Source organism: Pseudomonas sp. PMCC200344 (genome assembly GCF_030053095.1).
GTDB lineage: Bacteria > Pseudomonadota > Gammaproteobacteria > Pseudomonadales > Pseudomonadaceae > Aquipseudomonas > Aquipseudomonas svalbardensis.
The window spans coordinates 5,547,763-5,572,794 of sequence record NZ_CP125618.1 but is presented as its reverse complement, the minus strand read 5'-3'; the positions used below and the strand labels follow the sequence as shown (position 1 = coordinate 5,572,794).

Genomic DNA, 25,032 nt, shown 5'->3' with positions numbered 1-25,032 from the left:
CACATTTGCCGGTAATTAGTTTGTAAAGTGCCATCAATCGCGCACGTATACGCGTTAACCAGCTGATTATCCACATAAAATTCTAAATCATAGCGTTACGTTCTTTCTATTTATGTTCTGCGGCTTCGACCTCTAGCCTCTGAAAAGCGCACTTGGATTGCGCCTAAAAAAACAGAGGAACCTGAAATGAATTCGACCATTGGCCTCGGGGCTTTTTCACATCGGCGCACCCTTGGCGTTTTGACCGCCAGTCTGCTGTCCTTCTCCGTCAACGCAGCAACCCTGACTCGCGATAACGGTGCCGCGGTGGGCGACAACCAGAACTCGCAAACCGCTGGCGCGACCGGCCCGGTGTTGCTGCAAGACGTGCAATTGATCCAGAAGCTCCAGCGCTTTGACCGTGAACGCATTCCTGAGCGAGTAGTGCATGCCCGCGGCACCGGCGCCCATGGCACCTTCAGCGTGACTGACGACCTCAGCGATCTGACCAAGGCCAAGGTATTCGCTGCTGGCCAGAACACTCCGGTGTTTGTACGCTTTTCGGCGGTGGTCCACGGCAACCATTCGCCGGAAACCCTGCGTGACCCTCGCGGTTTCGCCACCAAGTTCTACTCTGCGGACGGCAATTGGGACCTGGTCGGCAACAATTTCCCGACTTTCTTCATCCGTGACGCCATCAAGTTTCCGGACATGGTCCATGCCTTCAAGCCTGACCCGCGTACCAACCTCGACGACGACGCCCGTCGTTTCGATTTCTTCTCGCATGTTCCGGAAGCGACTCGTACCCTGACCGAGTTGTACTCTAACTCCGGTACACCGGCCAGTTATCGGGAAATGGATGGTAATGGTGTTCACGCCTATAAGTTAATTAACGCCAAGGGTGAAGTTCACTACGTGAAGTTCCACTGGAAAAGTTTGCAGGGAATTAATAATCTAGATCCGAAAACGGTGACCAATGTTCAAGGTAAAGACTACAGTCATATGACCAACGACTTGGTGGCTCATATTAATAAAGGTGACTTTCCGAAGTGGGATTTGTACGTCCAGGTTTTAAATCCTCAGGATTTGTACAAGTTTGATTTCGATCCATTGGACGCGACCAAGATTTGGCCCGGCGTTCCAGAGCGAAAAGTTGGACAGATGGTCTTGAACCGTAATCCTGCGAATGTCTTCCAGGAAACGGAGCAAGTTGCCATGGCGCCGACCAATCTTGTTCCCGGTATCGAACCTTCGGAAGACCGATTGTTACAGGGTAGAGTGTTCTCTTATGCCGATACGCAACTGTATCGCCTGGGGGCCAATGCGATGCAGTTGCCGATCAATGCTCCAAAGATTGCGGTAAACAACGGCAATCAGGACGGCGCAATGAACATCGGCCACAGCAGCACTGGGGTGAATTACCAGCCAAGCCGTTTGCTGCCTCGTGAAGAGCTGCAAACCGCACGCTACAGCCAATCGGCGCTGTCGGGCAGCACGCAGCAGGCGAAGATTCAGCGTGAACAAAACTTCAAGCAAGCCGGCGATCTGTATCGCTCCTTCAGCAAGAAAGAACGCAACGACCTGATTGAGAGCTTCGGTGGTTCGCTGGTCACCACCGATGATGAGAGCAAACACATCATGCTGTCCTTCCTCTATAAGGCCGACCCGGAGTACGGGACCGGGGTGACCAAGGTTGCCAAGGGGGATCTGAGCCGGGTCAAGGCGCTGGCGGCCAAACTGGTCGACTGATTTTTCAACCTGAAGCGGGGCCTCATGCGAGGTCCCGTCTGGCCAGGGAGCTTTGTCATGCGTTTTTATCTGTCTTTTTTTCTGGTGTGTCTGCCGTTCGGCGTGTTCGCCGGGCCGGCCACGCAAGTCACGAAAGATCCTTCTGCGCTGAAAGCCCAATTGCAGGACTACTACTTCGATGCTGCCCGTCGCGGCGATGTGCCGATGCTCGAGACCTTCATCGAGGCTGGATACTCCCTCAATACTCGCGATAGCAAAGGTTACACCGCACTGATTCTGGCGGCTTATCACGGGCAGAGTGCGGCAGTGGACCGATTGCTCGCTGCCAGGGCGGACGCTTGTGCTCAGGACCTGCGTGGCAACACGGCGCTAATGGGCGCGATTTTCAAGGGCGAAGTACAGATTGCTCGAACCTTGTTAGCAGCCAATTGCAACCCCGATCAACGTAATGGCGCCGGGCAGACCGCAGCGATGTACGCCGGATTGTTCAAGCGAGTTGAGTTGCTCGACGCGCTCAAAGCCAAGGGGGCGGACCTTTACGCTGAGGATCCGCTGGGCAACAGCGCCGCGCGTCTGGCCAGCGGTCAAATCCGCAACGCGGCGCCGCGCTGATCCGCACCAGCTGAGCTATCATCGCGGTTTTTGCCGGGAGTTCAGATGGCCAAGGCCAAGCGCATGTATGGCTGCACCGAGTGCGGCTCAACCTTCCCCAAGTGGGCTGGCCAGTGCGGCGAGTGCGGGGCCTGGAACACCCTGACCGAAACCATGGTGGAGAGCGGTGGTGCCGCAGCCCCCAGCGGTCGCACCGGCTGGACCGGCCAACAGGCGCAGATCAAGACCCTGGCCGAAGTCAGCGTCGAAGAGATTCCGCGTTTTTCCACAGCCTCCAGTGAACTGGATCGGGTGCTGGGCGGTGGTCTGGTAGACGGTTCGGTGGTGCTGATCGGCGGTGATCCGGGCATCGGCAAATCGACCATTCTGCTGCAAACCTTGTGCAACCTCGCCAAAGTCATGCCGGCACTGTACGTCACCGGCGAAGAATCCCAGCAGCAAGTGGCCATGCGCGCCCGCCGTCTCGGTTTGCCTCAGGATCAACTGCGGGTGATGACCGAAACCTGCATCGAAACCATCATCGCCACCGCCCGGCAGGAAAAACCCAAGGTGATGGTGATCGACTCGATTCAGACGATCTTCACCGAGCAGCTGCAATCGGCACCAGGCGGCGTCTCGCAGGTTCGGGAAAGCGCGGCGTTGCTGGTGCGCTATGCCAAGCAGAGCGGCACGGCCATTTTCCTGGTCGGTCACGTGACGAAAGAAGGTGCATTGGCGGGACCGCGAGTGCTGGAGCACATGGTCGACACGGTTCTGTATTTCGAAGGCGAATCCGATGGGCGTTTGCGTTTGCTGCGAGCGGTGAAGAACCGTTTCGGCGCCGTCAACGAACTGGGCGTATTCGGTATGACCGACAAGGGGCTGAAAGAAGTCTCCAACCCTTCGGCGATTTTTCTCACCCGTGCGCAGGAAGAAGTGCCGGGCAGTGTGGTCATGGCGACGTGGGAAGGGACGCGGCCGATGCTGGTGGAAGTCCAGGCGCTGGTGGACGACAGTCACCTGGCCAATCCACGTCGGGTAACGCTGGGGCTGGACCAGAACCGACTGGCGATGTTGTTGGCGGTGCTGCACCGTCACGGCGGCATTCCGACCCACGATCAGGATGTGTTTCTCAACGTGGTTGGCGGGGTGAAGGTGCTGGAAACGGCATCCGATCTGGCGCTGATGGCGGCAGTCATGTCCAGTTTGCGTAACCGGCCACTGCCCCACGATCTGCTGGTGTTCGGCGAAGTCGGGCTTTCCGGCGAAGTACGCCCGGTGCCGAGCGGCCAGGAACGCTTGAAAGAAGCCGCCAAACACGGCTTCAAACGCGCCATCGTGCCCAAGGGCAATGCGCCGAAAGAGGCGCCGCCGGGGTTGCAGATTATTGCCGTGACGCGTCTGGAGCAGGCGTTGGACGCCCTCTTCGAATAACTTTCAGGTCGTTACAAAACCTGTGGGAGCGAGCCTGCTCGCGATAGCAGTATGTCAGTCGACTTAAATGTTGAATGTCAGACCGTATTCGCGAGCAGGCTCGCTCCCACATTGGATTAGTGTTGGGCTGTCAGATTTCGATCAGGGCGCCCAGTTCGCGCTCAAGCTCTTGCGGATCGCCAAGGTTGAGTTCAACCAACCGCCGCAGGCGTTCGATGGATTCGAGGCTGATGTGTTTGCAGACGAACCCGAGCTGACCATGATCATCGTGGGTCAGTTGCACATCCATCTTGATGGCGACGTCCTCGTTGAGATGAATATCGACCAGGAAATGCCACTCCCGATTCCCCAGCCACGGTTCGGGCTTTTCGATTAACAGTCCCTTCAGTGACAGGTCGATCAACTTCACCGGCCAGATGAATTCCCCCTGACTCAGCTCGGTTCGGGCATCGAACGCAATACGTTTGAAGCGGCGGCGATCGGCAGGGTGCTCGCTCATGGCGCAATCCTCGTAAATGTTCGCTGACTATAGACCCGCATTGGCAAAGGCTGCCAGCAAAGTGATGGCTCAACCCATGTCGGGGGATGGCCTTTGCGGCCGTTAGCGCTAAACTCGGGATGGCTGTCTTTCTTGTCCACCCTGGCTGGAATCATAAAATGAAAAATAATAATAGCCTGCTACGCCACCTACCCTGGCTGCTGCTGGCAATCGTAGGGGCGTGTGCCCTCGGTGTAGTGGCATTGCGCCGAGGCGAGGCGATCAACGCCTTGTGGATTGTGGTCGCCGCCGTGGCCATCTATCTGGTTGCCTATCGTTACTACAGTCTGTTCATCGCTAACAACGTGATGCAACTCGACCCGCGACGGGCCACCCCCGCCGTGCTTAACAATGACGGTCTGGACTACGTCCCCACCAATAAACACATCCTCTTCGGTCACCACTTCGCCGCCATCGCTGGCGCGGGGCCGCTGGTCGGTCCGGTTCTGGCGGCGCAAATGGGCTATCTGCCCGGTACGCTGTGGCTGATTGCCGGCGTGGTGCTGGCGGGTGCCGTTCAGGACTTCATGGTCCTGTTCATGTCCACCCGCCGCAACGGCCGTTCCCTCGGCGACATGGTTCGTGAAGAAATGGGCCGCATCCCCGGCACCATCGCGCTGTTTGGCTGCTTCCTGATCATGGTCATCATCCTCGCGGTGCTGGCGCTGATCGTCGTGAAAGCCCTGGCTGAAAGCCCTTGGGGGATTTTCACGGTCATGGCGACCATCCCGATCGCGATGTTCATGGGCATCTACATGCGCTACATCCGTCCGGGCCGCATCGGTGAAATCTCGGTGATTGGCGTATTGCTGTTGCTGGGTTCGATCTGGCTGGGCGGGCAAGTGGCTGCCGATCCGGTGTGGGCCAAAGCGTTCACCTTCACCGGCGTACAAATAACCTGGATGCTGATCGGCTACGGTTTTGTTGCCGCAGTGTTGCCGATCTGGCTGATTCTGGCACCGCGTGATTACCTGTCCACGTTTCTCAAAATCGGTACCATCGTGGCCTTGGCGATCGGCATTCTGATCACCATGCCCGACCTGAAAATGCCGGCACTGACCCAGTTCATCGACGGCACCGGGCCGGTGTGGAAGGGCGGTCTGTTCCCATTCCTGTTTATCACCATCGCCTGTGGCGCGGTCTCGGGTTTTCACTCGCTGATTGCTTCGGGCACCACACCGAAAATGTTGGATAACGAAGTCAACGCCCGTTACATCGGTTACGGCGGCATGCTGATGGAATCCTTCGTCGCCATCATGGCCATGGTTGCCGCGTCGGTGATCGAGCCAGGCGTGTATTTCGCCATGAACAGCCCGGCGGCCATCGTCGGCAGTGACGTGGTTTCGGTCGCGCAGATGGTTAGCAGTTGGGGCTTTGCAATTACCCCGGAAGCGCTGCAGGCGGTGGCCAAGGACATCGGTGAAACCACGATCCTGGCCCGTGCTGGCGGTGCGCCGACCCTGGCGGTCGGTATCGCACAGATCCTGCACAGTGTCCTGCCGGGTGAAAACACCATGGCGTTCTGGTACCACTTCGCGATTCTGTTCGAGGCGCTGTTCATCCTGACGGCCGTCGACGCCGGTACCCGTGCCGGCCGCTTCATGCTGCAGGACTTGCTCGGTTCCTTCGTGCCAGCGCTGAAACGCACCGAATCCTGGACCGCCAACCTGATCGCAACCGCCGGTTGTGTGGCGATGTGGGGTTGGTTGCTGTACCAGGGCGTGATCGATCCGCTGGGTGGCATCAACACCTTGTGGCCGCTGTTCGGTATCTCCAACCAGATGCTGGCCGGTATCGCGCTGATGCTGGCGACCGTTGTGCTGATCAAAATGAAACGCCAGCGCTACGTCTGGGTCACCATACTGCCCGCCGTGTGGCTGCTGATCTGCACCACCACCGCCGGCTTCATCAAGCTGTTCGACGCCAACCCGGCGATCGGCTTCCTGTCGCTGGCCAAGAAGTACAGCGATGCGCTGGCCAACGGTCAGATCCTCGCACCGGCCAAGGACATTACGCAGATGCAGCACGTGATCTTCAACGCCTACACCAACGCAACGCTGACGGCGCTGTTCCTGTTCGTGGTATTCAGTATCCTGTTCTATGCGCTCAAGGTCGGTATTTCCGCCTGGGGCAGCAAAGAACGTACGGATAAAGAAGCGCCATTCCAGGCTCTGCCAGATGCGTAATCGAGGATTGCAGCATGTTCAATGACCTGAGTCGCCTCGGTAAATACCTCGGTCAGGCCGCGCGCCTGATGGTCGGGATGCCCGACTACGACAATTACGTCGAGCATATGCAAACCAACCACCCGGACAAACCGGTGATGACCTACGAAATGTTCTTCCGGGAACGCCAAGAGGCTCGTTACGGTGGCAAGGGTGGGCCCAAGTGCTGTTGATTTGACGCCAGGTTGACGTAATCCCCCTGTGGGAGCGAGCCTGCTCGCGAAGGCAATCTGTCATTCGACACTGTGTTGACTGATAGACCGCTTTCGCGAGCAGGCTCGCTCCCACATTTGTTTTGTGTTGAATTCTCATTTTGTGAAACAGGAGACTCCAGTTGTCCTCTCCCATCCCGGTAACAATCCTCAGTGGCTTTCTCGGCGCGGGAAAAACCACGCTGTTGCGCCACCTGCTCAAAGCCGAACACGGCCTGAAAATCGCCGTGATCGAGAACGAATTCAGCGACGCCGGTATCGACACCCAGCTGTTGGGCGACGAACCGGTGCAAGTGATGACGCTGTCCAACGGCTGCGTCTGCTGCACCATCCACACCGATCTGACCAAAGCCTTGTACTTGCTGCTCGAGCGCCTGGACAGCGGAGAAATTGCTTTCGACCGTCTGGTGATCGAATGCACCGGCCTGGCCGACCCGGCACCTGTGGCCCAAACCTTTTTCATCGATGAAGAGCTGCGCGAGCGCTACATCCTCGACGGCATCATTACCCTGGTCGATGCGGCGCACGCTGACACTCACCTGACTCAAACCATCGCCCAGGCGCAGATCGGTTTCGCCGACCGCTTACTGGTGAGCAAGCGCGATCTGGTGGACGAGGCGACCTTTACCGCGCTGAGCGAGCGCCTGACCCGCATCAACCGTCGCGCACCGATCCGCGTGGTCGAGCACGGCAAGATCGATCTGGCCGAATTGCTCGACGTGCGCGGCTTCAATCTCAATGCCGACCTGGGTGGTGGTGTCAGCCTGCGCCCGGTGAGCAAAGCGCCGTCCATCGACCGCATTTCCAGCCTGGTGCTGCGCACCGACAAGCCGCTGGATATCGACAAACTCAGCGAGTTCATGAACGAACTGCTGGAGGACCATGGCAAGCAATTGCTGCGCTACAAAGGCGTGTTGAACATCCTTGGCGAGCCGCGGCGCATGGTGTTTCAGGGTGTGTTGAAGTTATACGGATTCGATTGGGACACGGAATGGGCAGACGATGAAACGCGCGAAAGCGTGATCGTGTTCATTGCCGACGATTTGCCGGAAGAGAAGATTCGTGAGGGCTTTTCTCGCGTAGAAGCATAACTGCCGAGGTAGCTGCTCGATGGTAAGTTTGTCCTGCCTTTTCTTGTTATATGAAAAGGCAGGTGCTGAAATGATTAGGCGTTGAGGATGCTCGAGTCTACGTTGCGTTTAATGATCTTCAGACTGAAGTTCATCTGGATTCCCATGCCTGCAGAGATAATAAATCCTTCCGGCGAATTCTTGCTGCGCGTTAGCGATTTGTCGTTAACTTTAATGGTCACGAATAGAGTGTTTGATTGGGGATTGTCGAGAGAAGCGAGTTTGCCGTTATTGTCTAAAAAAGAAAACGTGGCGAGTCTCTTAGGGCCTGCCGTGGGCCCTTCCATGGCGGTGAGACAGTCATTTTCATCGATGCCGACTAGTCTGCCAAAGAGCGGGCCGGGAGTAATAACAAGCATAAAATAGATATGCGTACCTCCAAGATTATAAAAGTAGAACTGCAAGGTGGAACCCGGCAGGCCTTTCTTTGCGAATAGAGTATCTGATACGTATACGTCAGTGGGAGAGAAGTCGAAGAAGCCCGTGACAGGGATGGTGACTTCGCGGCCGTGTGTCAGTCTAGGGAAATGCAGGTGGCCGTAATCACTAGCCAGTTCTGCAATAAAGGATTTTTCAACGGTCATGGTTATATCTTCCTTGATAAGAAATTGATGTTCAGGTGTTTGGTCAGTTTTTGACTTTGAATTTTACGCAATGATAATGGTCGTGGAGGTCGTCCACTTACAGATTTATTGTCCTCATCAAACAGATTAAGCGTGTCGAGGTTGTTAAGGTTTAGATGCGGTGTCTCTGGGGTTTTGTTGTGTTTTTACTTGGTTGCAAGGTAATGATCCAATGTGCACCGGCCAACGAAGTACCCGTCACTGCTTAGGGGCGGGCGGGTCATGACAAGATAGCCATGCGAGGTTGCGAACGGCTTTTCAAGACAGGCGCGGAAGTATTTCTGATGGGCGGTGATCATGAAGTTATCTCAAACATTTACATCTTGATTAGTTGGTTTTCAGTAAAAGTAGAACCAGAGATTAAATTGTTTTTTATAGGTTGTGCTCGTTTCTTTGTTTCGGGAAGTTGGCGGTATGAGTGAGGTTTTTATGTGGCGCGTATAAAGTATTCGTTGGCAGTTAATGGCGGCGGTTGCAAAGTGATAGCAGGTTTCAATAGTTTCAATAGTTTCAAGGCGAAAAAACCGGTTAAAGAACCGAGTCTCGGGACGGTCAGAAATGTTGTGCGCAAGCCGTTACACAAGCCGATTACGGGTTCAGCAACTTCTCCTCCAGATGCTCCAGAAGCCGGGCCATCAAGCCCTCGGCAACCTTGGCATCTCCGCACTCCACCGCCTCGACGATCTCCGCATGTTCTTGCCACGCGCAGTAACTACGCGCTTGTTCTTCGTAGTGGGCGATGGCCAATGAGGTCAGCGGCACCAGGCTGCCGAGAAATTGTGCCAATGGCACGTTGCCTGCGACTTGCGCCAGTTGCAGGTGGAACTCGCCCGACAGACGAATAGCCGGCCCGCGTTGGTTTTGTTCGATATAGCGGCGTTCGCGCTCTATCAATTCGCGTAACTGCGGCAGGTGCCGGGAAGACGGTTGCTGGCAGGCCAGTCGCGCCAGAGTGGTTTCGGTCAGCCGGCGGGCATGGAGAATCTGACGGGTTTGTTCGGCATCGGAGGTCGCGACTTGCGGGCGATGATTGGGCCGCAGAATGATGACCTGCTGATGAGACAATCGCGCCAGTACCTGGCGGATGATACTGCGGCTGACACCGAATGCCTGGCCAAGGCTTGCTTCGGTGAAACGGCTGCCCGGGGCAATGCGTTGTTCGAGAATGGCATCGAAAATCTGCGGATAGATGTCGTCGACGCAACGCTTCTTGTCGCTCTGGTGGCGCAAGGGCAGGGCGGTGGAAATCGAGAAAACGGGAATCTTCAAGGCGTAGGAACTCATGGCCTGTCTCCAGTCCGGTTGCCGATAGGGTTTTTTTCAGTACAGCTATTTGCCCAGATTGTCGTCCGGAATATTCAATTCGATGCCCATCCGCTGGCCTTCCCGAAGGATGTGCCGACGCATCTCGGCGCTGGCCTGGGCGCTGTTTTTGCTGCGAATAGCGCGCACCACGGCTTCGTTCTCCTCAAGGCGCTCAGCCAAATGCTCCGGGGAGTTGCGCAGCACGTCGGCGCTTTGCTTGAGGGCGTTGCTGGTCTGTTGCACCACACTCTGGAAAATCGGGTTCGAGGTCAGCGTGAACAGCTCTTCGTGGAACGCGATGTAGGCGTTCACGCCGGCTTCGCTGTCGTTGGCTTCCAGCGCTTCGCGCATGTCCATCAGGGTCAAGCGCAGTTGCCCGACTTCCTTGCTGCTGATCGACTGCGCCACCAGGCCGACAATGAACGGTTCAAGCGTGTAGCGCAGTTGCAGCACGTCTTCCAGGCTCGCACCGGCGACCGCGCTGTCGTGGCTTTGGCTGTCGCTAAGATTGGCCTCCAGCACCACCACGCCTTTACCCGGCATGGAGCGCACCAGCCCAAGGGTTTCCAGCACGATGACGGCTTCGCGCAGGCTCGGGCGGCTGATGCCCAGTTGTTCGGCCAGCTCACGCTGCCCCGGCAGCATCTCGCCGGAGCGCCACTGACCACGGGCCAAAGCGGCCCGGAGTTTTTCTACTACTGAATTCACAACGGTCGACGAGGTGATCACTGTTCGCTCCATGAGCATCCAAAACGATTGATGACCGTGCCTGCCCGTGGGCAGGCACGGCGATTATTCAGAATTCCTGCTGATGTGCCGGGCCGACAGGCTTTCTCGGCTGGAAGGTATAACCCACCTGGCCAGAAAGTACTTTGTTCGCCCGTTGAATATCGATGTCCTTTTCCCAGCGCGCGATGGCCACGGTGGCGACGCAGTTGCCGATCAGGTTGGTCAGCGCCCGGCCGATGCCCATGAACCAGTCCACTGCCAACACCAGCACCAGGCCGACCACCGGAATCGCCGGGATCGCCGTCAGTGTCGCCGCGAGAATCACCAGCGCCGAGCCGGGAATCCCGTGGGCACCTTTGGAGGTGATCAACGATACCAGCAGAATCGTCAGCAGATCGGTCATGGCCAGCGGCGTGCCGGTGGCATTGGCGATGAACACGATGGCGAGGGTCAGGTAGATCGAGAAACCGTCCAGGTTGAACGAGTAACCGGTAGGAATGACCAGCCCGACCGTCGAACTGCCGATGCCCAGATGCTCAAGCTTGCGCATGATTTGTGGCAGCACGGCGTCGGAGGAGGCGGTGCCCATGACGATCAGCAGTTCTTCGCGCAGGTATTTAAGCAACGGCCACATCTTCAGGCCCGAAAGGCGCATCACCAGGCCGAGAATCAATGTCACAAACGCCACACAGGTCAGATAAAACAGGCCAACCAGGCTGCCCAGGTGCTGCAGCGAATCCAGGCCATATTTGCTGGTGGTGAAAGCGATGGCGCCGAACACGCCGATCGGCGCCAGACGCACGATCATGCCCATGATGCGGAAGATCACGTGGCTCAGCTCATTGATCAGCCGGGAAATACCTGACGCTGCTTCGCCCACCAGGTTCAGCGCACTGCCGAACAGCACCGAAAACAGCAGGACTTGCAGAATGTTGTTCTCCGCGAAGGCGCCGATTACCGAGGTCGGGATCAGGTTCATCAGGAACTGGGAGGTGGTTTGCATGTGCTGACCGCGCTGGGCGATGTCGCCCATGTCGGCAGCGGAAAGCTGATCCAGATGAATGTTCGCGCCGCTGCCGATGCCGGTGGTGAAAGCGAACACCAGACCAATCACCAGGGCGATGGTGGTCAGGATTTCGAAGTAGATCACCGATTTCAGGCCGATGCGTCCGACCTTCTTCAGGTCGCCGGCACCGCTGATGCCGCTGACCACCACGCAGAATACGATCAGACCGATGAGCATCTTGATCAGTTTGATGAAGCCATCGCCGAGCGGTTTGAGCTGGGCGGAGTATTCAGGAAGGGTCAGCCCGCAGACGATGCCGAGCACCAGTCCGAGAACCACTTGGAGGAAGATTGAACGCGAGCACCATCTGAGCATGGGAGGAATCCTGGTCGGTGTCCTGGCTGCCGTGCGCTTCGCGCATCAGATTCAGGACTTAATTATTGTGGTCTTACCGGTATGTCCAGTGCGGGCGCAGTCTAGGCGCTGTTTTTAGGTGATCGCAAGCAAATTTTGAGTGATTGGCATGACCGGTCTTACCAGTTGGGCGCAATGCCCCGACCTTGAGCCTTTTCGTTGTTTGAAAAAAATCGCGGACGAAAAAAAACCGGCCATCACAGGCTAATGCCGATCAGTTAAGCCCTCTTGCTTGACCTTTGGCCGCAAGAAATCAAAATCCGATGCCTGTACTGGCATCGGATTTTTTTATGCGTCTCGCTCGGGCCCTGGAACTGACCCACAATATCGCCTCCACCCCTAACTCAATCGAGGGACTGGATTCTTTACTCGATCCATCTTTGGTCGAGCAGGCACTTGAACAGGCCGGCGTGGCGACCCTGCGCAAGCGGCGTTTGCCGCTGGAAATGATGCTTTGGTGCGTGATCTCCATGGCGTTCTTTCGACGCATGTCGGCCTGGGATGTGGTCAGCCGCATGAACATCATGCTGCCGGGACAACGTCCGCTGGTGGCGCCCAGCGCCGTAGTCCAGGCCCGTCAGCGATTAGGCAGCGAAGCTGTACGACAAGTCTTCCATCTGACTCAGAAAAGTTGGCATGAGGCCGTGGATCACCCAACTTGGGCCGGTTTGCGCTTACTGGGTGTCGACGGCGTCGTCTGGCGAACACCCGATACCCCCGAAAACCGTGCGCGTTACGACTCCGCCAGCAACCAGCATGGCGACACTGGTTTTCCTCAGGTGCGCATGGTCTGCCAAATGGAGTTGACCAGCCACATGCTGATCGGCAGCGCGTTGGATGGCTATCGCAGCAACGAAATGAAACTGGCGGAGCAACTGATCGAAACCACGCCCGATCACTCGCTGACGCTGTTCGATCGCGGTTTTTACTCCTTGGGTTTGCTGCATCAGTGGCAGCAAGCAGGCATCGAGCGACATTGGCTGATGCCTCTGCGCAAAGGTGCGCAGTACGAAGTGATTCAGCGCTTGGGGCGCCAGGACGCTGTGGTCTCGTTGAGCACTTCGCCGCAGGCCCGCACGCAATGGCCGGGGCTGCCGGAGCGCCTGACCGCGCGATTGCTGAGCAAAACCGTCAAGGGCAAGGTTTGTCAGATCCTGACGTCGATGGCCGATCCGCTACGCTTCCCGTCCGACGAAATCGTCGACCTGTACAGCCAGCGATGGGAGATCGAATTAGGGTTTCGCGAGATGAAACAGACGCTGCTCAACAGCAGCTATACATTGCGTAGCAAGACGCCCGAGATGATCGAGCAGGAACTGTGGGGTGTGTTGCTGGGCTACAACCTGCTGCGCTACCAGATGGTGGAAATGAGCCGCCACTGTCCAGGTATTTACCCGTGCGAAATGAGCTTTGCCGCGTGTACTTGGGCAATTTTAGGGTTTATCAACAGCGTTTCGGCCGACCGTTCCGGGAACATCCCCAAATATCTGGCCGAGCTGCACGCCTCTGCCCCGCATTATGTTCTGCCGCATCGACGGGAAGAGCGCATTTATCCCCGCGCCATAAGGCTCAAATCACCGAAATATCCGATCAGAAAGAAAAATGCCAGTCAGCTTAACTGACTGGCATTAGCCATCACTGGCCGGTTTTTCATTGCTACGGTTTAGCGGGCTGATTAGGCGCCGTATACCGGCAGCTTCTTGCAGATGGCCTTGACCTTCTCACGAACGGCGTCGATCACCGCTTCGTTGGAAAGGTCCGCCAGGATGTCGCAGATCCAGCCGGCCAGTTCTTTGCACTCTGCTTCCTTGAAGCCACGAGTGGTCACAGCCGGAGTACCGAAGCGCAGACCGGAGGTGACGAACGGGGAGCGTGGATCGTTTGGCACGGAGTTCTTGTTCACGGTGATGAACGCTTTGCCCAGAGCGGCGTCAGCGTCTTTACCGGAAATTTCCTGCTTGATCAGCGACAGCAGGAACAGGTGGTTTTCAGTACCGCCGGAAACTACGTCGAAACCGCGCTCGATGAACACGCCGGCCATGGCCTTGGCGTTTTTCACCACTTGTTGCTGGTAAGTCTTGAACTCAGGTTGCAGTGCTTCCTTGAAGCAGATCGCTTTAGCGGCGATCACGTGCTCCAGCGGGCCACCCTGGGCGCCCGGGAATACCGCGGAGTTCAGCTTTTTCTCGATGTCGGCGTTGGCGCGAGCCAGGATCAGGCCGCCACGTGGACCGCGCAGGGTCTTGTGCGTGGTGGTGGTCACGACGTCAGCGAAAGGCACCGGGTTCGGGTAGACGCCAGCGGCGACCAGACCGGCCACGTGGGCCATGTCGACGAACAGATAGGCGCCAACCTTGTCAGCGATCTCACGGAAACGCGGGAAGTCGAGGATCTGCGAGTAGGCAGAGAAACCGGCCACGATCATTTTCGGCTTGTGTTCAACCGCCAGACGCTCGACTTCGTCGTAGTCGATCAGGCCGTTGCCGTCGATACCGTACTGAACGGCGTTGTACAGCTTGCCGGAGGAGGAAACGCTGGCACCGTGGGTCAGGTGACCACCGTGCGCCAGGCTCATGCCCAGGAGGGTGTCGCCCGCTTGCAGCAGGGCCAGATAAACGGCGCTGTTGGCTTGGGAGCCGGCGTGTGGCTGAACGTTGGCGTAATCAGCGCCGAACAGTTCTTTTGCACGGTCGATGGCCAGTTGCTCGACCACGTCGACGAACTCGCAACCACCGTAGTAGCGCTTGCCCGGGTAGCCTTCGGCGTACTTGTTGGTCAGTACCGAGCCTTGAGCTTCCATGACCGCAGGGCTGGTGTAGTTTTCCGAAGCGATCAGCTCGATGTGTTCTTCCTGGCGCTGAGCTTCTTGCTCCATGGCGGCAAAGAGATCGGCGTCGTACTTGGCAATAGTCAAATCACGGCTGAACATGGCGGTCCTCAAGGATCGGGGCAGAAAAGGGGGGCATTCTAACCCAATGGGTTTTAGATGGCATATGAAAGGACATCATGTCGCAGACAAGTGGGCTTCATGACCGGATATGCGGTGCCTGTGCGGGCCCCTTCGCGAGCAAGTCGAAGGGGTCTCCCGCAACACCACAAGATTTCAGTCGAACACGAACAACGCATCATTGCTGAACTGCGCTTCAAACCGGTTCGCCGGCATCGGACGGCCGAACAGATACCCCTGAACCTCGTCGCAACCATGCTCACGCAGGAAGTCGAGTTGCTCGTGGGTTTCCACGCCCTCGGCGATAACCGCCAGATTGAGGCTGTGGGCCATGGCGATGATCGCGCGGGCGATCTGCGCATCCTGCTCGCCCGACGGCAGGCCGTCGACGAAGGTGCGGTCGATTTTCAGCACGTCGATCGGGAACTGCTTGAGGTAGTTGAGCGATGAGTAACCGGTGCCGAAGTCGTCGACCGCGATGCTCAGGCCGAGATTTTTCAGCCCGGCGAGAATCTGCATCGCTTCGCTGACTTCGCGCATCAGGATACTTTCGGTCAGCTCCAGCTCCAGGCATGCCGGCGGCAGGCCGGTTTCCTTGAGGATGGTGGCGATCCGCGTCCCGAGTTGGCCATCGGAGAATTGCCGGGCCGAAATGTTCACCGACACCTTGGGTACCCGGACCTTGGCCTGATGCCAGGTCTTGAGTTGACGGCAGGCCTCGCTGATCACCCAGTCGCCGACATCCACCACCAGACCGAGCTCTTCGAGCACCGGAATGAAGTCTCCCGGCGGCACCAGACCGCGTCGCGGATGTCGCCAGCGCAGCAAGGCTTCGGCGCCGGTCAGGCGTTTGCCATCGCCGCTGAACTGCGGTTGGTAGTAGAGGACGAATTCGTTCTGTTCCAGGGCGTGACGCAAGTCGCTTTCCAGCTCCAGACGCTCCAGGGCGCTGGCGTTCATATCGGCCTGATAGAACTGGAAGTTGTTCTTGCCACGCTCCTTGGCGTGATACATCGCGGTGTCGGCGTTTTTCATCAGTTGGCTGAGTTCATTACCGTCCTGAGGGCTCAGGGCGATGCCGATACTGGCAGTGACGAAGAATTCGCGGCCTTCAAGTACGAACGGTTTCACCAGGCTCGCGAGAATTTGTTCGGCCACGTGAATCGCCCGGTTCAAGGCAATTTCACGGTTGGCCCGCGGTTGCAGCAGCAAGGTGAATTCATCGCCGCCCATGCGCGCCACGGTGTCGTCATCATCGACACAGCCGAGCAGGCGCGTGGCCATTTCCTTGAGCATGCGATCGCCGGCGGCGTGGCCCAGGGAGTCGTTGATCGGTTTGAAGCGGTCCAGGTCGAGGAACATCAGCACCACCCAGGACTTCTGCCGTTCGGCTGATTGCAGCGCCGTGTGCAGGCGATCCTGGAACAGCGTGCGGTTGGGCAGGTGGGTCAGGGCGTCGTAATAGGCGAGGCGGTGAATCCGCTGCTCGCTGGCCTTGCGTTCGCTGATGTCGCTGAAGAAGCACACGTAGCTGGCCAGATCGCCTTCGTCATCCAGCACCGCCGTGATGCCGACCCAGGCCGGGTAATGCTCGCCATTGCGTCGTTTGAGCCAGACTTCGCCTTCCCACGTGCTGTGCTGATGCAATTGCTTGAGCACATAACGCAGATGGGCTTCCTGCTGATCGTCGACGGTCAGCATGTTCGGTAACTGGTCGAGCACCTGCTCCACCGCATAACCGCTGACACGGCTGAAGGCTTCGTTAGCCTGGACGATGTAGCCGGCCGGGTCGGTGATCAGGATCGCCGAGGTCGAGTGCTCAAATACGGTCGCGGCCATGCGCAGGTCTTTTTCGGCCCGGCGTTGCTGGCTGATGTCGCGACCGACGCCCAGGACGCCTTCGAATGCACCGTGTTCGTCCCAGACCAGCACCAGCCGCAGTTCGATAGGAATTTTGCGCCCGTCTGCCCGCAGGCAGTCGAACAAAAACAGTTGGGTCTGCACCTGACTGCGCAACAGCGCCAGTTGGTCGGGTTTATTCAGCGCTTTGCTGACCCGGTCCATCAGGCTGTAAATGCCGGCTAGCTGTTGCGGGTTGGCGATGGTCGATTGCCAGCCGTTCTGGAAAATCCAGTCGGCGTCGTAGCCCAGCACGGCTTGCACCGACGGGCTGACGTAGTTGAGCGCCATCTTGCTGTCGGTTGAGAAAATCACGTCGCTGATGCTTTCGGCGAGCATCCGGTAACGCTGCTCGCTGTCGCGCAGGGACTCACTGGCTTCAATCTGATCGGTGATGTCCTTGGCCACGCCGATGATTCGCGTGACCTGATCGTGCTTGTCCCGCGCCAGCGCCTGTTCGCGGATGTCGAAGCGCCGCCATTTGCCGTCCCTGTGGCGGAAGCGCAGCTGGCATTGCATCAATTGTCTGTAACCGGCCTGGCGCTGGGTTTGGCGCGAGCGGTGGTAGAAGTCGGCATCTTCGGGGTTCAGCAGAATTTCCCAGAAATACTCGCCCATCTGGTGCAGTTCGGTACGGTTGTAACCGAGCGTCTGGCCCAGGTGGTGGTTGCTGAAAATCATTCGCTGGCTGATCACGTCCTGCACGTACAGATGATCCGGCACGGTGCGTACCACGTCGGACCAGAATCCTTCGCGCTCCAATAGCGACAGTTCGACAAGCTTGCGACTGGTGATGTCGGTGATGCTCAGGATCACCGCTTTATAGTCGTCCTGGTCTTCCGGCAGACGCAGGACCAGCCACAAGTGCTGGTCACGGCCATTGGCGTCTTGCAGTTTGATTTCGAGTTCAAGCTGTTTCTGCTGGTTGAGCACCGCGTCGAGCACTTGAATGCCGATGGCGGTGCCGTCCTGCGGGTTACCGTCGATCAGCAGTTTCCAGGCTTGATCGCACGTGTTGACGTTGAGCAGTTGCAGGGCGACCAGGTTGACTTCGGTGATGCGCAGTTCCTGCAACAGGTGCTGGCGTTGTTCCGGTGTCTCGAGCCAGACCTTCAGGTGTTCGCTGCTGTGCAACTGAGCCTTGTCGAAGAAGTTTTTGAGCCCGGACACGTCGAGTACACACAAGGCGACGCCGGTGCCTTCGAAAATATCCTGGTAGCGTCGACGGCCTTCGTGCACCTGGCGTTGGCGGCGGCGCATGTTCAGCAGGGCGATGAATGGCAGCAGCGAGAAGGCCAGACCCAGAAGGCATTTGCCGATGAACGCCGGCAGCAGCTGTTCGATCACCCGTTGCCGATCGAACAGCGCGCGTAGTTGCCAGTCGCTGCTGCTCAGGGGCACGGTCAGCACGCTGTTGGCCAGCTCATCCGCTGTCATCACCGCCGGAGTGGCCGAGGGCTCCCCATCGTCGCGGCTGATGATCTGGTGATTGACACGGTTTTCCACCAGCCACAGCGGGCGAATACCGGTTTCGTTTGGTTTGGTCAGCGACGAGAAAAATGTCGGCGTCAGGCGCAGAACCCAGTAGCCGCGGGTGCTACCGCTGGCTTGATGCAGGAGCAGATGCACCACCGAGCCGTCATTGGCGTTGCTGAAATAATGGGCCTGGGCGTGACTGCGCCGGACCAGTTCGCTCAGGTAGTCGGCATCGTCGCTGTTGTCGGCGCTGTCGGTGAGGACTTTCCCGGAAGGACTGAGCAGCGCGAGGCTGCGCAGGCCGGGCAAGGACTTTTGCAGTTTGCGCAACAGCGCCTGCTGTTCGTCGGCGCTTTGCGGTTGTTCGACGATCGGTAGCAGGTTGAGGGCGATCTGGGCGTTGAGCGCCATGTTCAGGCTGACTTGCGAGGCCAGATCGGCGGTGTAGTCGATGGTGTACTGACGCTGGTGTCGTTGGGCATCGCGCAGCTGATCCAGCAACTGCCAGAACAGCAACGCGAGCAACAACAGGACGAGCGCCGCCAGCGCGCCCTTCAAGGATCCACGCAGGGGTGAGCCGGTCGCAGGATTGAGTGCGCTCACGGAAGATGAGGGAGTGACATTAGACAAACTGTAATCCTGCGGTTTGGCTGGACTGGCGCGACGTGCACTATAAGCCGGACGCCCGGAGGGCGGCTAGCATGCCCTGAGTTGTGGCAAAGTGCCAGTCCCGCTCGGCTGGACTGCCTTCCGTCAATCAGGTAGCTTTGCCGGTTACGCGGGAGCGTTCCAGCTCCTAGGCTTTTTTAGCGCGCACGCATTGATACCCATCAATCGGACGACGCGCACGGCCTGGCCGGGCATCGCCCGCGCCCCAATCATTCATCGTTCACTGACCCTAGGTTCTCCATGGCTCAATACGTATTCACCATGCATCGGCTGGGTAAAGTTGTTCCGCCGAAGCGGGAAATCCTGAAAAACATTTCGCTGTCGTTCTTCCCGGGCGCCAAGATTGGCGTACTCGGCCTTAACGGTTCGGGTAAGTCCACGCTGTTGAAAATCATGGCGGGCGTCGACACCGAGTTCGACGGCGAAGCCCGTCCGATGCCGGACCTGAACATCGGCTACCTGCCGCAAGAACCGATCCTGGACCCGACCAAGACCGTGCGTGAAGTGGTTGAGGAAGCGGTCAGCGTGATCAAGAACGCCCAGGCTCGTCTGGACGAGGTCTACGCGGCTTACGCTGATGAAGATGCCGACTTCGACAAACTGGCCGCTGAACAAGCCAAACTCGAAGCCATCCTGCAAGCCAGCGACGGTCACAACCTGGATCGCCAATTGGAAGTCGCCGCCGATGCGCTGCGTCTGCCGGCCTGGGATGCCAAGGTCGAATTCCTGTCCGGTGGTGAGAAGCGTCGTGTGGCGCTGTGCCGCCTGCTGCTGTCTGCTCCGGACATGCTGCTGCTCGACGAACCCACCAACCACCTGGACGCCGATTCCGTCGCCTGGCTGGAGCACTTCCTGCACGATTTCCCGGGCACCGTGGTCGCGATCACGCACGACCGTTACTTCCTGGACAACGTTGCCGGTTGGATCCTCGAGCTCGACCGCGGCGCCGGTATCCCGTACGAGGGTAACTATTCGGGTTGGCTCGAAGCCAAGTCCGATCGTCTGGCTGCCGAATCCAAGCAGCAGTCGGCCCACGAAAAAGCCATGAAGGAAGAACTGGAGTGGGTTCGCAAAGGCGCCAAGGCTCGTCAGTCCAAATCCAAGGCTCGTCTGCAACGCTTCGAAGAAATGCAATCGCAGGAATTCCAGAAGCGCAGCGAAACCAACGAGATCTATATCCCGGCCGGTCCACGCCTGGGCGACAAGGTCATCGAATTCAAGAACGTTTCCAAGGGTTATGGCGATCGCGTGCTGATCGACAACCTGTCGTTCTCCATGCCTAAAGGCGCCATCGTTGGCGTGATCGGCGGTAACGGTGCCGGTAAATCGACCCTGTTCCGCATGCTGATGGGCAAGGAAACGCCGGATTCGGGCAGCATCGAAGTCGGCGAAACCGTGCAACTGGCATGCGTCGATCAGAGCCGCGAAGACCTGGACGGCAGCAAGACTGTATTCCAGCAAATCTCCGACGGTTCGGATCAGATCCGCATCGGCAACTACGAGATTCCGTCGCGCACCTACGTCGGTCGCTTCAACTTCAAGGGCGGCGATCAGCAGAAGTTCGTCAAGGACCTGTCCGGTGGTGAGCGCGGTCGCTTGCACCTGGCGCTGACCCTGAAAGAAGGCGGCAACGTCCTGCTGCTCGATGAACCGTCCAACGACCTCGACGTTGAAACCCTGCGTTCCCTGGAAGAAGCCCTGCTGGACTTCCCGGGCGCTGCCATTGTGATCTCTCACGATCGGTGGTTCCTTGACCGCGTCGCGACTCACATCCTGGCGTACGAAGACGACTCGCAAGCGGTGTTCTTCGAAGGCAACTACACCGAGTACGAAGCCGATCGCCGCAAACGCCTGGGCGAAGCCGCGACTCAGCCGCATCGTGTACGGCACAAGAAACTGGCCTGATATCGGGTGGGTTGCATAAAAAACGGAGCCTTCGGGGCTAATGCCGATCAGTTAAGCCCTCTTGCTTGACCTTTGGCCGCAAGAAATCAAAATCCGATGCCTGTACTGGCATCGGATTTTTTTATGCGTCTCGCTTGGGCACTGGAACTGACCCACAACATCGCCTCCACTCCGAATTCAATCGAGGGATTGGATTCCTTGCTCGATCCTTCTTTGGTCGAACAGGCACTGGAGCAGGCAGGCGTGGCGACCCTGCGCAAGCGGCGTTTGCCGCTGGAAATGATGCTTTGGTGCGTGATCTCCATGGCGTTCTTTCGACGCATGTCGGCCTGGGATGTGGTCAGCCGCATGAACATCATGCTGCCGGGCCAACGTCCGCTGGTGGCGCCCAGCGCCGTAGTCCAGGCCCGTCAGCGATTAGGCAGCGAAGCTGTACGACAAGTCTTCCATCTGACTCAGAAAAGTTGGCATGAGGCCGTGGATCACCCAACTTGGGCCGGTTTGCGCTTACTGGGTGTCGACGGCGTCGTCTGGCGAACACCCGATACCCCCGAAAACCGTGCGCGTTACGACTCCGCCAGCAACCAGCATGGCGACACTGGTTTTCCTCAGGTGCGCATGGTCTGCCAAATGGAGTTGACCAGCCACTTGCTGATCGGCAGTGCGTTGGATGGCTACCGCAGCAGCGAAATGAAGCTGGCGGAACAACTGATCGAAACCACGCCCGATCACTCGTTGACCCTGTTCGATCGCGGCTTTTATTCCCTGGGTTTGCTGCACCAGTGGCAGCAAGCCGGCACCGAGCGCCATTGGCTGATGCCACTGCGCAAAGGTGCGCAGTACGAAGTGGTTCAGCGCTTGGGTCGCCAGGATGCGGTGGTTTCGTTAAGCACTTCGCCACAGGGGCTACAACTTGTTGCGCTACCAGATGGTGGAAATGAGCCGCCACTGTCCAGGTATTTACCCGTGCGAAATGAGCTTTACCGCGTGTACTTGGGCAATTTTAGGGTTTATCAACAGCGTTTCGGCCGACCGTTCCGGGAACATCCCCAAATATCTGGCCGAGCTGCACGCCTCTGTCCCGCATTATGTTCTGCCGCATCGACGGGAAGAGCGCATTTATCCCCGCGCCATAAGGCTCAAATCACCGAAATATTCGATCAGAAAGAAAAATGCCAGTCAGCTTAACTGATCGGAATTAGCCTTCGGGGCTCCGTTTTTTTATGGTTTTTCAGTGAGACCGCGGCGCGGCCATCGCGAGCAAGCTCGGCTCCCACAGGGATGGGTCACCCGATTTCCAGGCCCAACACCTCAATCAACAAGTCCCCCGCCGGCCGCTTCCACAGCACTTCATCCCCGACCTGCGCGCCCAGCAACGCCCGCCCCAGCGGCGAGCCCCAGTTGATCAACCCGTTCGCGGCATCCGCCTGATCTTCGCCCACCAACTGCACGCGTTGTTCGTTGCCCTGTTCATCGGCAAAGGTCACCCAGGCGCCCATCTGCACTTTGTTGGTCGAGGAGGCCGGTACGACTAACTGAGCGCTTTGCAGGCGTTGATTGAAATACCGCCAGTCACGCTCAAGATCGGCCTGACGCTGTTTGTCCGCCAGTTCACCCCGCGAACTCTGTTCATTGAGCAGGTTTTGCACTTCGGCGACTTTCGCCTGAAGCTGCGTAAGTCCGGCGGGCGTGACGTAATTGGGCTGCGTGCTGACCTGCCGTTCGACGGGCTGATCAGCTTGCGCGGCGGCGTTATCTTCATTGACGAAGGCGCGACTCATGGTTTTCTCCCGTTATAGGGTTTGGGCCATGGTCGCAGGCTTTTAGTTTCGACAGATATCTGTGGGCGACTTATTGCGAGCGAAAAGCACGAGCGGCGTCCTGATCCTTCTGCTGCTGCCAGGCTTTGTCCCGGTCGTCCCAATGGTGGCTGCGATAATCCTCACGGTCCTCGCTTTCGCGCATCGCCTGACACTGCCGGAAGCCATCGCTCCAGCCCTCGGCGTACAGCTTGTCCTTGAGGTAACGCGGAACGTTTTTACGAAACTCTCCGGTGATTGCCCCCGCCGCTTGCCGGCCACTGCTGCAACCGTCATCGAAGCCATCGGCGAATGCCGGTGGATAACCCTTGGCGATCAGATCCTCGTGGGTCGTCTGGCAACCCGCGATCAACATCAGCAAACCCACCACAACCACGCAACGCCACATCTCAGACTCCCAGACCGTCAACGGCCTATAGGAGAAGTCTAAGAGTGGATTTGTGAGCGGGATGTGAAAGAAAGATCAAAAGGTCAATAGTGATACCACTTCACCTCAAGCATCACTTCATTCTCGGGCGAAGCCAGGTGGCTGAATTCGCGCTGGGCACTCAGGCGTAAACCCAGGTTGCGCGACAATTCCCACTGCTGATTCAGACTCACGCTACGGCGCACTTCGCCGTTGGTGAAGAAGTCGCCCTTGGCTTCCAGGCTGAAGTTGCCCAGCGGGTTTTTCCACAGCAAACCGCTGTTGAAGCCCGCCGCTGGCGCGATGAAGCCGGCAAAGTCGTTGTTGTGTTCAACGCGCACGGTGCCCAAAGCAAAGCCGAGCATGTCGTCGCCCAGTTGCCAGGTCCCGCCGCCACCGCCATTGACGTGGCTGACCAGGGTTTCGTCGTCATGCTTGCCCGGCACGCGCTCCAGGCCGCCGGTGACTTGCCACGAGAGTGGTTGCAGCAATTCATTGCGCGGAGTCAGGGAGCGAATGGTCGCCAGGTCCAATTGCTGCAACTGCCAGTGATTGCCTTCGTACTGGCGCAGTTTCATTTGCAGGATTTCAATCTGCGCGCCGAGGGGGAAGCTTTCGGCGTTGTCGTTGAGGTCGTGATACGCCATGCGCAGGCCATATTCGCCAAACGCCTTGTCGCCTCGAGTGCCGATACCGGCCTGCCAGGTGCGCGATTCATGGCCATCCTCTGGCAGGCCAGGTTGCGGGATGTCCAGTTCCGGTGCCGGGTTCTGGTTGATCGCCCGCAGAAGTTCGAAACTGCGCTGCGCCCGTTGCGGATCACGTTCCTGGCCGTTGGCGCGGTAGCGCTCCAGGCGATAGGCAGCGTCGATGATCAACGCCTGACGATCCTTGGGTTGAGCCTTGAACGCCGGTTCCTGCAACTGCTTCTGGTCGGCGCTGACTTTCAGCACCCATTCCTGTTCTGAATGGGTCAACGGCTCGGCGCGGCTCAGCAGTTCACGTTCGCGGGACGGTCGATACTGAATGGATTCCACCAGTCCGGCTTCTTTTACCGCTTTGACGGTGTCGGTAGGAATCGCGGTCAGCGGGAATTGTTCGGTCAATCGCAGGCTCGGGCGGGCGACTTGCAGCAATTCCAGCAGGCGATAAGAGCAGTTTTCGTCGAAGAAAAAATAGTCGAACTGGATCTGCTTGAGCTCCCAGACGTGCTCGACCATGCGCTCGGTTTCTGCCTGGGTCAGGTTCAGGCGGTATTCCCACAGATCGCGATTCTCGAGGCTGCGGTACTCCGAGAGTTTTTCTTGATATGGCACCAGGGCAAACAAACCGGGATAGCCGCCCATCAAGCCTTTCCATGCATACAGGATGCTGTTGTCCGAGCCTTCGATGTACGCGCCGAAGTTGATTGCATAACTGAGCAGGGCGGTTTGATCGCTTTGTACATTGGCCTGGTCGATGCGCAGCAATGTGTGGCCGAACATCGATGACGGACTGTTCAGATACGCTGCCGGGAAAATCATCACCGCACTGTGGGGCGAAACATCCTTGAACCATTGCTTGAATTCAGTGCAGGGAAGCTTCGGCAGATCGCTCAGGTTGAGCTGCGCCTTCAGCCAGCGGGTGCGGGCTGGGTAGACGCATTGCGCATGTTTTTCACCGGCGCTGGCCGGGGCGTACAGCGCTTGCACGGTCGCCGCCAGTTCACGGTCAGGATGTTCATTGCCATCGGCGGCGAGGAAGAACTTCTTGTCGCTGACATAGCTGCGCCAGCCACCGAGTTTGGCGGTTTCGTAGTGACCCAGGGAAATCCAGAAGGGGTCATTGGCCAATTGCTGCAAACGTTGATTGTCGATTTTGGGCGTGGCAGACAGCGGGGCGCAGACACAGAGCGCCAGCCAGACAAGGCGTTTGAGCATAGTGAGCAACTTAAGTCGAAAGAAACAAAGACCCAAAGAGGGACAGGTCCAAAAAA

At 58.0% G+C, this 25,032-nt stretch carries 18 protein-coding genes and 1 pseudogene; 9 read left to right on the top strand and 10 right to left on the bottom strand.

The annotated features are described in order from the left end of the window. The first annotated feature begins 186 nt into the window (after nt 1-186). From katB to radA, 3 genes are read left to right on the top strand one after another with little or no spacing between them, the layout of a single operon-like run. Nucleotides 187-1,728: a catalase KatB gene (gene katB, locus QFW87_RS25500; RefSeq protein WP_283189165.1), complete on the top strand. Its 1,542-nt coding sequence runs from the start codon at nt 187-189 to the stop codon at nt 1,726-1,728. Between the two features lie 57 nt (nt 1,729-1,785). Further along, nucleotides 1,786-2,340, top strand: coding sequence for an ankyrin repeat domain-containing protein (locus QFW87_RS25495; protein WP_283181751.1), 555 nt, complete (start codon nt 1,786-1,788; stop codon nt 2,338-2,340). A 45-nt stretch (nt 2,341-2,385) separates the two neighbouring features. Next, complete coding sequence (gene radA / locus QFW87_RS25490; RefSeq protein ID WP_008149143.1) at nt 2,386-3,753, top strand: DNA repair protein RadA; 1,368 nt, start codon at nt 2,386-2,388, stop codon at nt 3,751-3,753. Between the two features lie 130 nt (nt 3,754-3,883). Here radA and QFW87_RS25485 read toward each other — a convergent pair whose 3' ends face one another. Next, nucleotides 3,884-4,252: a PilZ domain-containing protein gene (locus QFW87_RS25485; protein ID WP_283189164.1), complete on the bottom strand. Its 369-nt coding sequence runs from the start codon at nt 4,250-4,252 to the stop codon at nt 3,884-3,886. A gap of 158 nt (nt 4,253-4,410) precedes the next feature. Here QFW87_RS25485 and QFW87_RS25480 point away from each other — a divergent pair, with 158 nt between their 5' ends. From QFW87_RS25480 to yjiA, 3 genes are all read left to right on the top strand, one after another. Further along, entirely contained in the window at nt 4,411-6,477 is a 2,067-nt protein-coding gene (locus QFW87_RS25480; RefSeq protein WP_283189163.1) for a carbon starvation CstA family protein, read from the top strand. Nucleotides 6,478-6,491: 14 nt separating this feature from the next. Continuing rightward, on the top strand, nt 6,492-6,689 hold the full coding sequence (locus QFW87_RS25475; protein ID WP_283181748.1) for a YbdD/YjiX family protein: 198 nt from the start codon (nt 6,492-6,494) through the stop codon (nt 6,687-6,689). 161 nt (nt 6,690-6,850) lie between these two features. Next, nucleotides 6,851-7,819: a GTPase gene (yjiA, locus tag QFW87_RS25470; RefSeq protein WP_074871071.1), complete on the top strand. Its 969-nt coding sequence runs from the start codon at nt 6,851-6,853 to the stop codon at nt 7,817-7,819. A gap of 74 nt (nt 7,820-7,893) precedes the next feature. Here yjiA and QFW87_RS25465 read toward each other — a convergent pair whose 3' ends face one another. The 4 genes from QFW87_RS25465 to QFW87_RS25450 form a co-directional block, all read right to left on the bottom strand. Next, the gene (locus QFW87_RS25465) at nt 7,894-8,442 is read right to left on the bottom strand and encodes a hypothetical protein (RefSeq protein WP_283189162.1); all 549 of its coding nucleotides are present in this window, start codon (nt 8,440-8,442) and stop codon (nt 7,894-7,896) included. 627 nt (nt 8,443-9,069) lie between these two features. Further along, nucleotides 9,070-9,765, bottom strand: a complete 696-nt coding sequence (locus tag QFW87_RS25460; protein ID WP_283181745.1) for a GntR family transcriptional regulator — start codon at nt 9,763-9,765, stop codon at nt 9,070-9,072. Nucleotides 9,766-9,810: 45 nt separating this feature from the next. Continuing rightward, nucleotides 9,811-10,515, bottom strand: a complete 705-nt coding sequence (locus QFW87_RS25455) for a FadR/GntR family transcriptional regulator (protein WP_074871066.1) — start codon at nt 10,513-10,515, stop codon at nt 9,811-9,813. Nucleotides 10,516-10,582: 67 nt separating this feature from the next. Next, nucleotides 10,583-11,896, bottom strand: a complete 1,314-nt coding sequence (locus QFW87_RS25450) for a C4-dicarboxylate transporter DctA (protein ID WP_008154240.1) — start codon at nt 11,894-11,896, stop codon at nt 10,583-10,585. A gap of 329 nt (nt 11,897-12,225) precedes the next feature. Between QFW87_RS25450 and QFW87_RS25445 the strand changes: the two genes are divergently transcribed. Further along, a complete protein-coding gene (locus tag QFW87_RS25445) occupies nt 12,226-13,557 on the top strand; it encodes an IS4 family transposase (RefSeq protein WP_283181584.1) in 1,332 nt (443 codons plus the stop codon). A 53-nt stretch (nt 13,558-13,610) separates the two neighbouring features. Here the strand turns inward: QFW87_RS25445 and glyA are convergent, their stop codons facing one another. Together glyA and QFW87_RS25435 are read right to left on the bottom strand one after the other, a co-directional pair. After that, entirely contained in the window at nt 13,611-14,864 is a 1,254-nt protein-coding gene (gene glyA / locus QFW87_RS25440) for a serine hydroxymethyltransferase (protein ID WP_283181744.1), read from the bottom strand. Nucleotides 14,865-15,038: 174 nt separating this feature from the next. Further along, nucleotides 15,039-18,887: a bifunctional diguanylate cyclase/phosphodiesterase gene (locus QFW87_RS25435; RefSeq protein ID WP_283181743.1), complete on the bottom strand. Its 3,849-nt coding sequence runs from the start codon at nt 18,885-18,887 to the stop codon at nt 15,039-15,041. A gap of 279 nt (nt 18,888-19,166) precedes the next feature. Between QFW87_RS25435 and ettA the strand changes: the two genes are divergently transcribed. Both ettA and QFW87_RS25425 read left to right on the top strand, forming a co-directional pair. Further along, nucleotides 19,167-20,831, top strand: a complete 1,665-nt coding sequence (gene ettA, locus QFW87_RS25430) for an energy-dependent translational throttle protein EttA (protein ID WP_059402021.1) — start codon at nt 19,167-19,169, stop codon at nt 20,829-20,831. Nucleotides 20,832-20,954: 123 nt separating this feature from the next. Next, a pseudogene (locus tag QFW87_RS25425) lies at nt 20,955-22,023 on the top strand (IS4 family transposase). Nucleotides 22,024-22,117: 94 nt separating this feature from the next. Here the strand turns inward: QFW87_RS25425 and QFW87_RS25420 are convergent. From QFW87_RS25420 to QFW87_RS25410, 3 genes are all read right to left on the bottom strand, one after another. After that, nucleotides 22,118-22,612 (bottom strand): GreA/GreB family elongation factor, encoded by a 495-nt coding sequence (locus QFW87_RS25420; RefSeq protein WP_283181741.1) that lies wholly within the window; start codon nt 22,610-22,612, stop codon nt 22,118-22,120. A gap of 70 nt (nt 22,613-22,682) precedes the next feature. After that, nucleotides 22,683-23,039 carry a hypothetical protein gene (locus QFW87_RS25415; RefSeq protein WP_283189161.1) on the bottom strand — a complete coding sequence of 119 codons (357 nt, stop codon included), beginning with the start codon at nt 23,037-23,039 and terminating at the stop codon, nt 22,683-22,685. 83 nt (nt 23,040-23,122) lie between these two features. Then, entirely contained in the window at nt 23,123-24,976 is a 1,854-nt protein-coding gene (locus tag QFW87_RS25410) for a DUF4105 domain-containing protein (RefSeq protein ID WP_283189160.1), read from the bottom strand. Nucleotides 24,977-25,032: the final 56 nt, after the last annotated feature.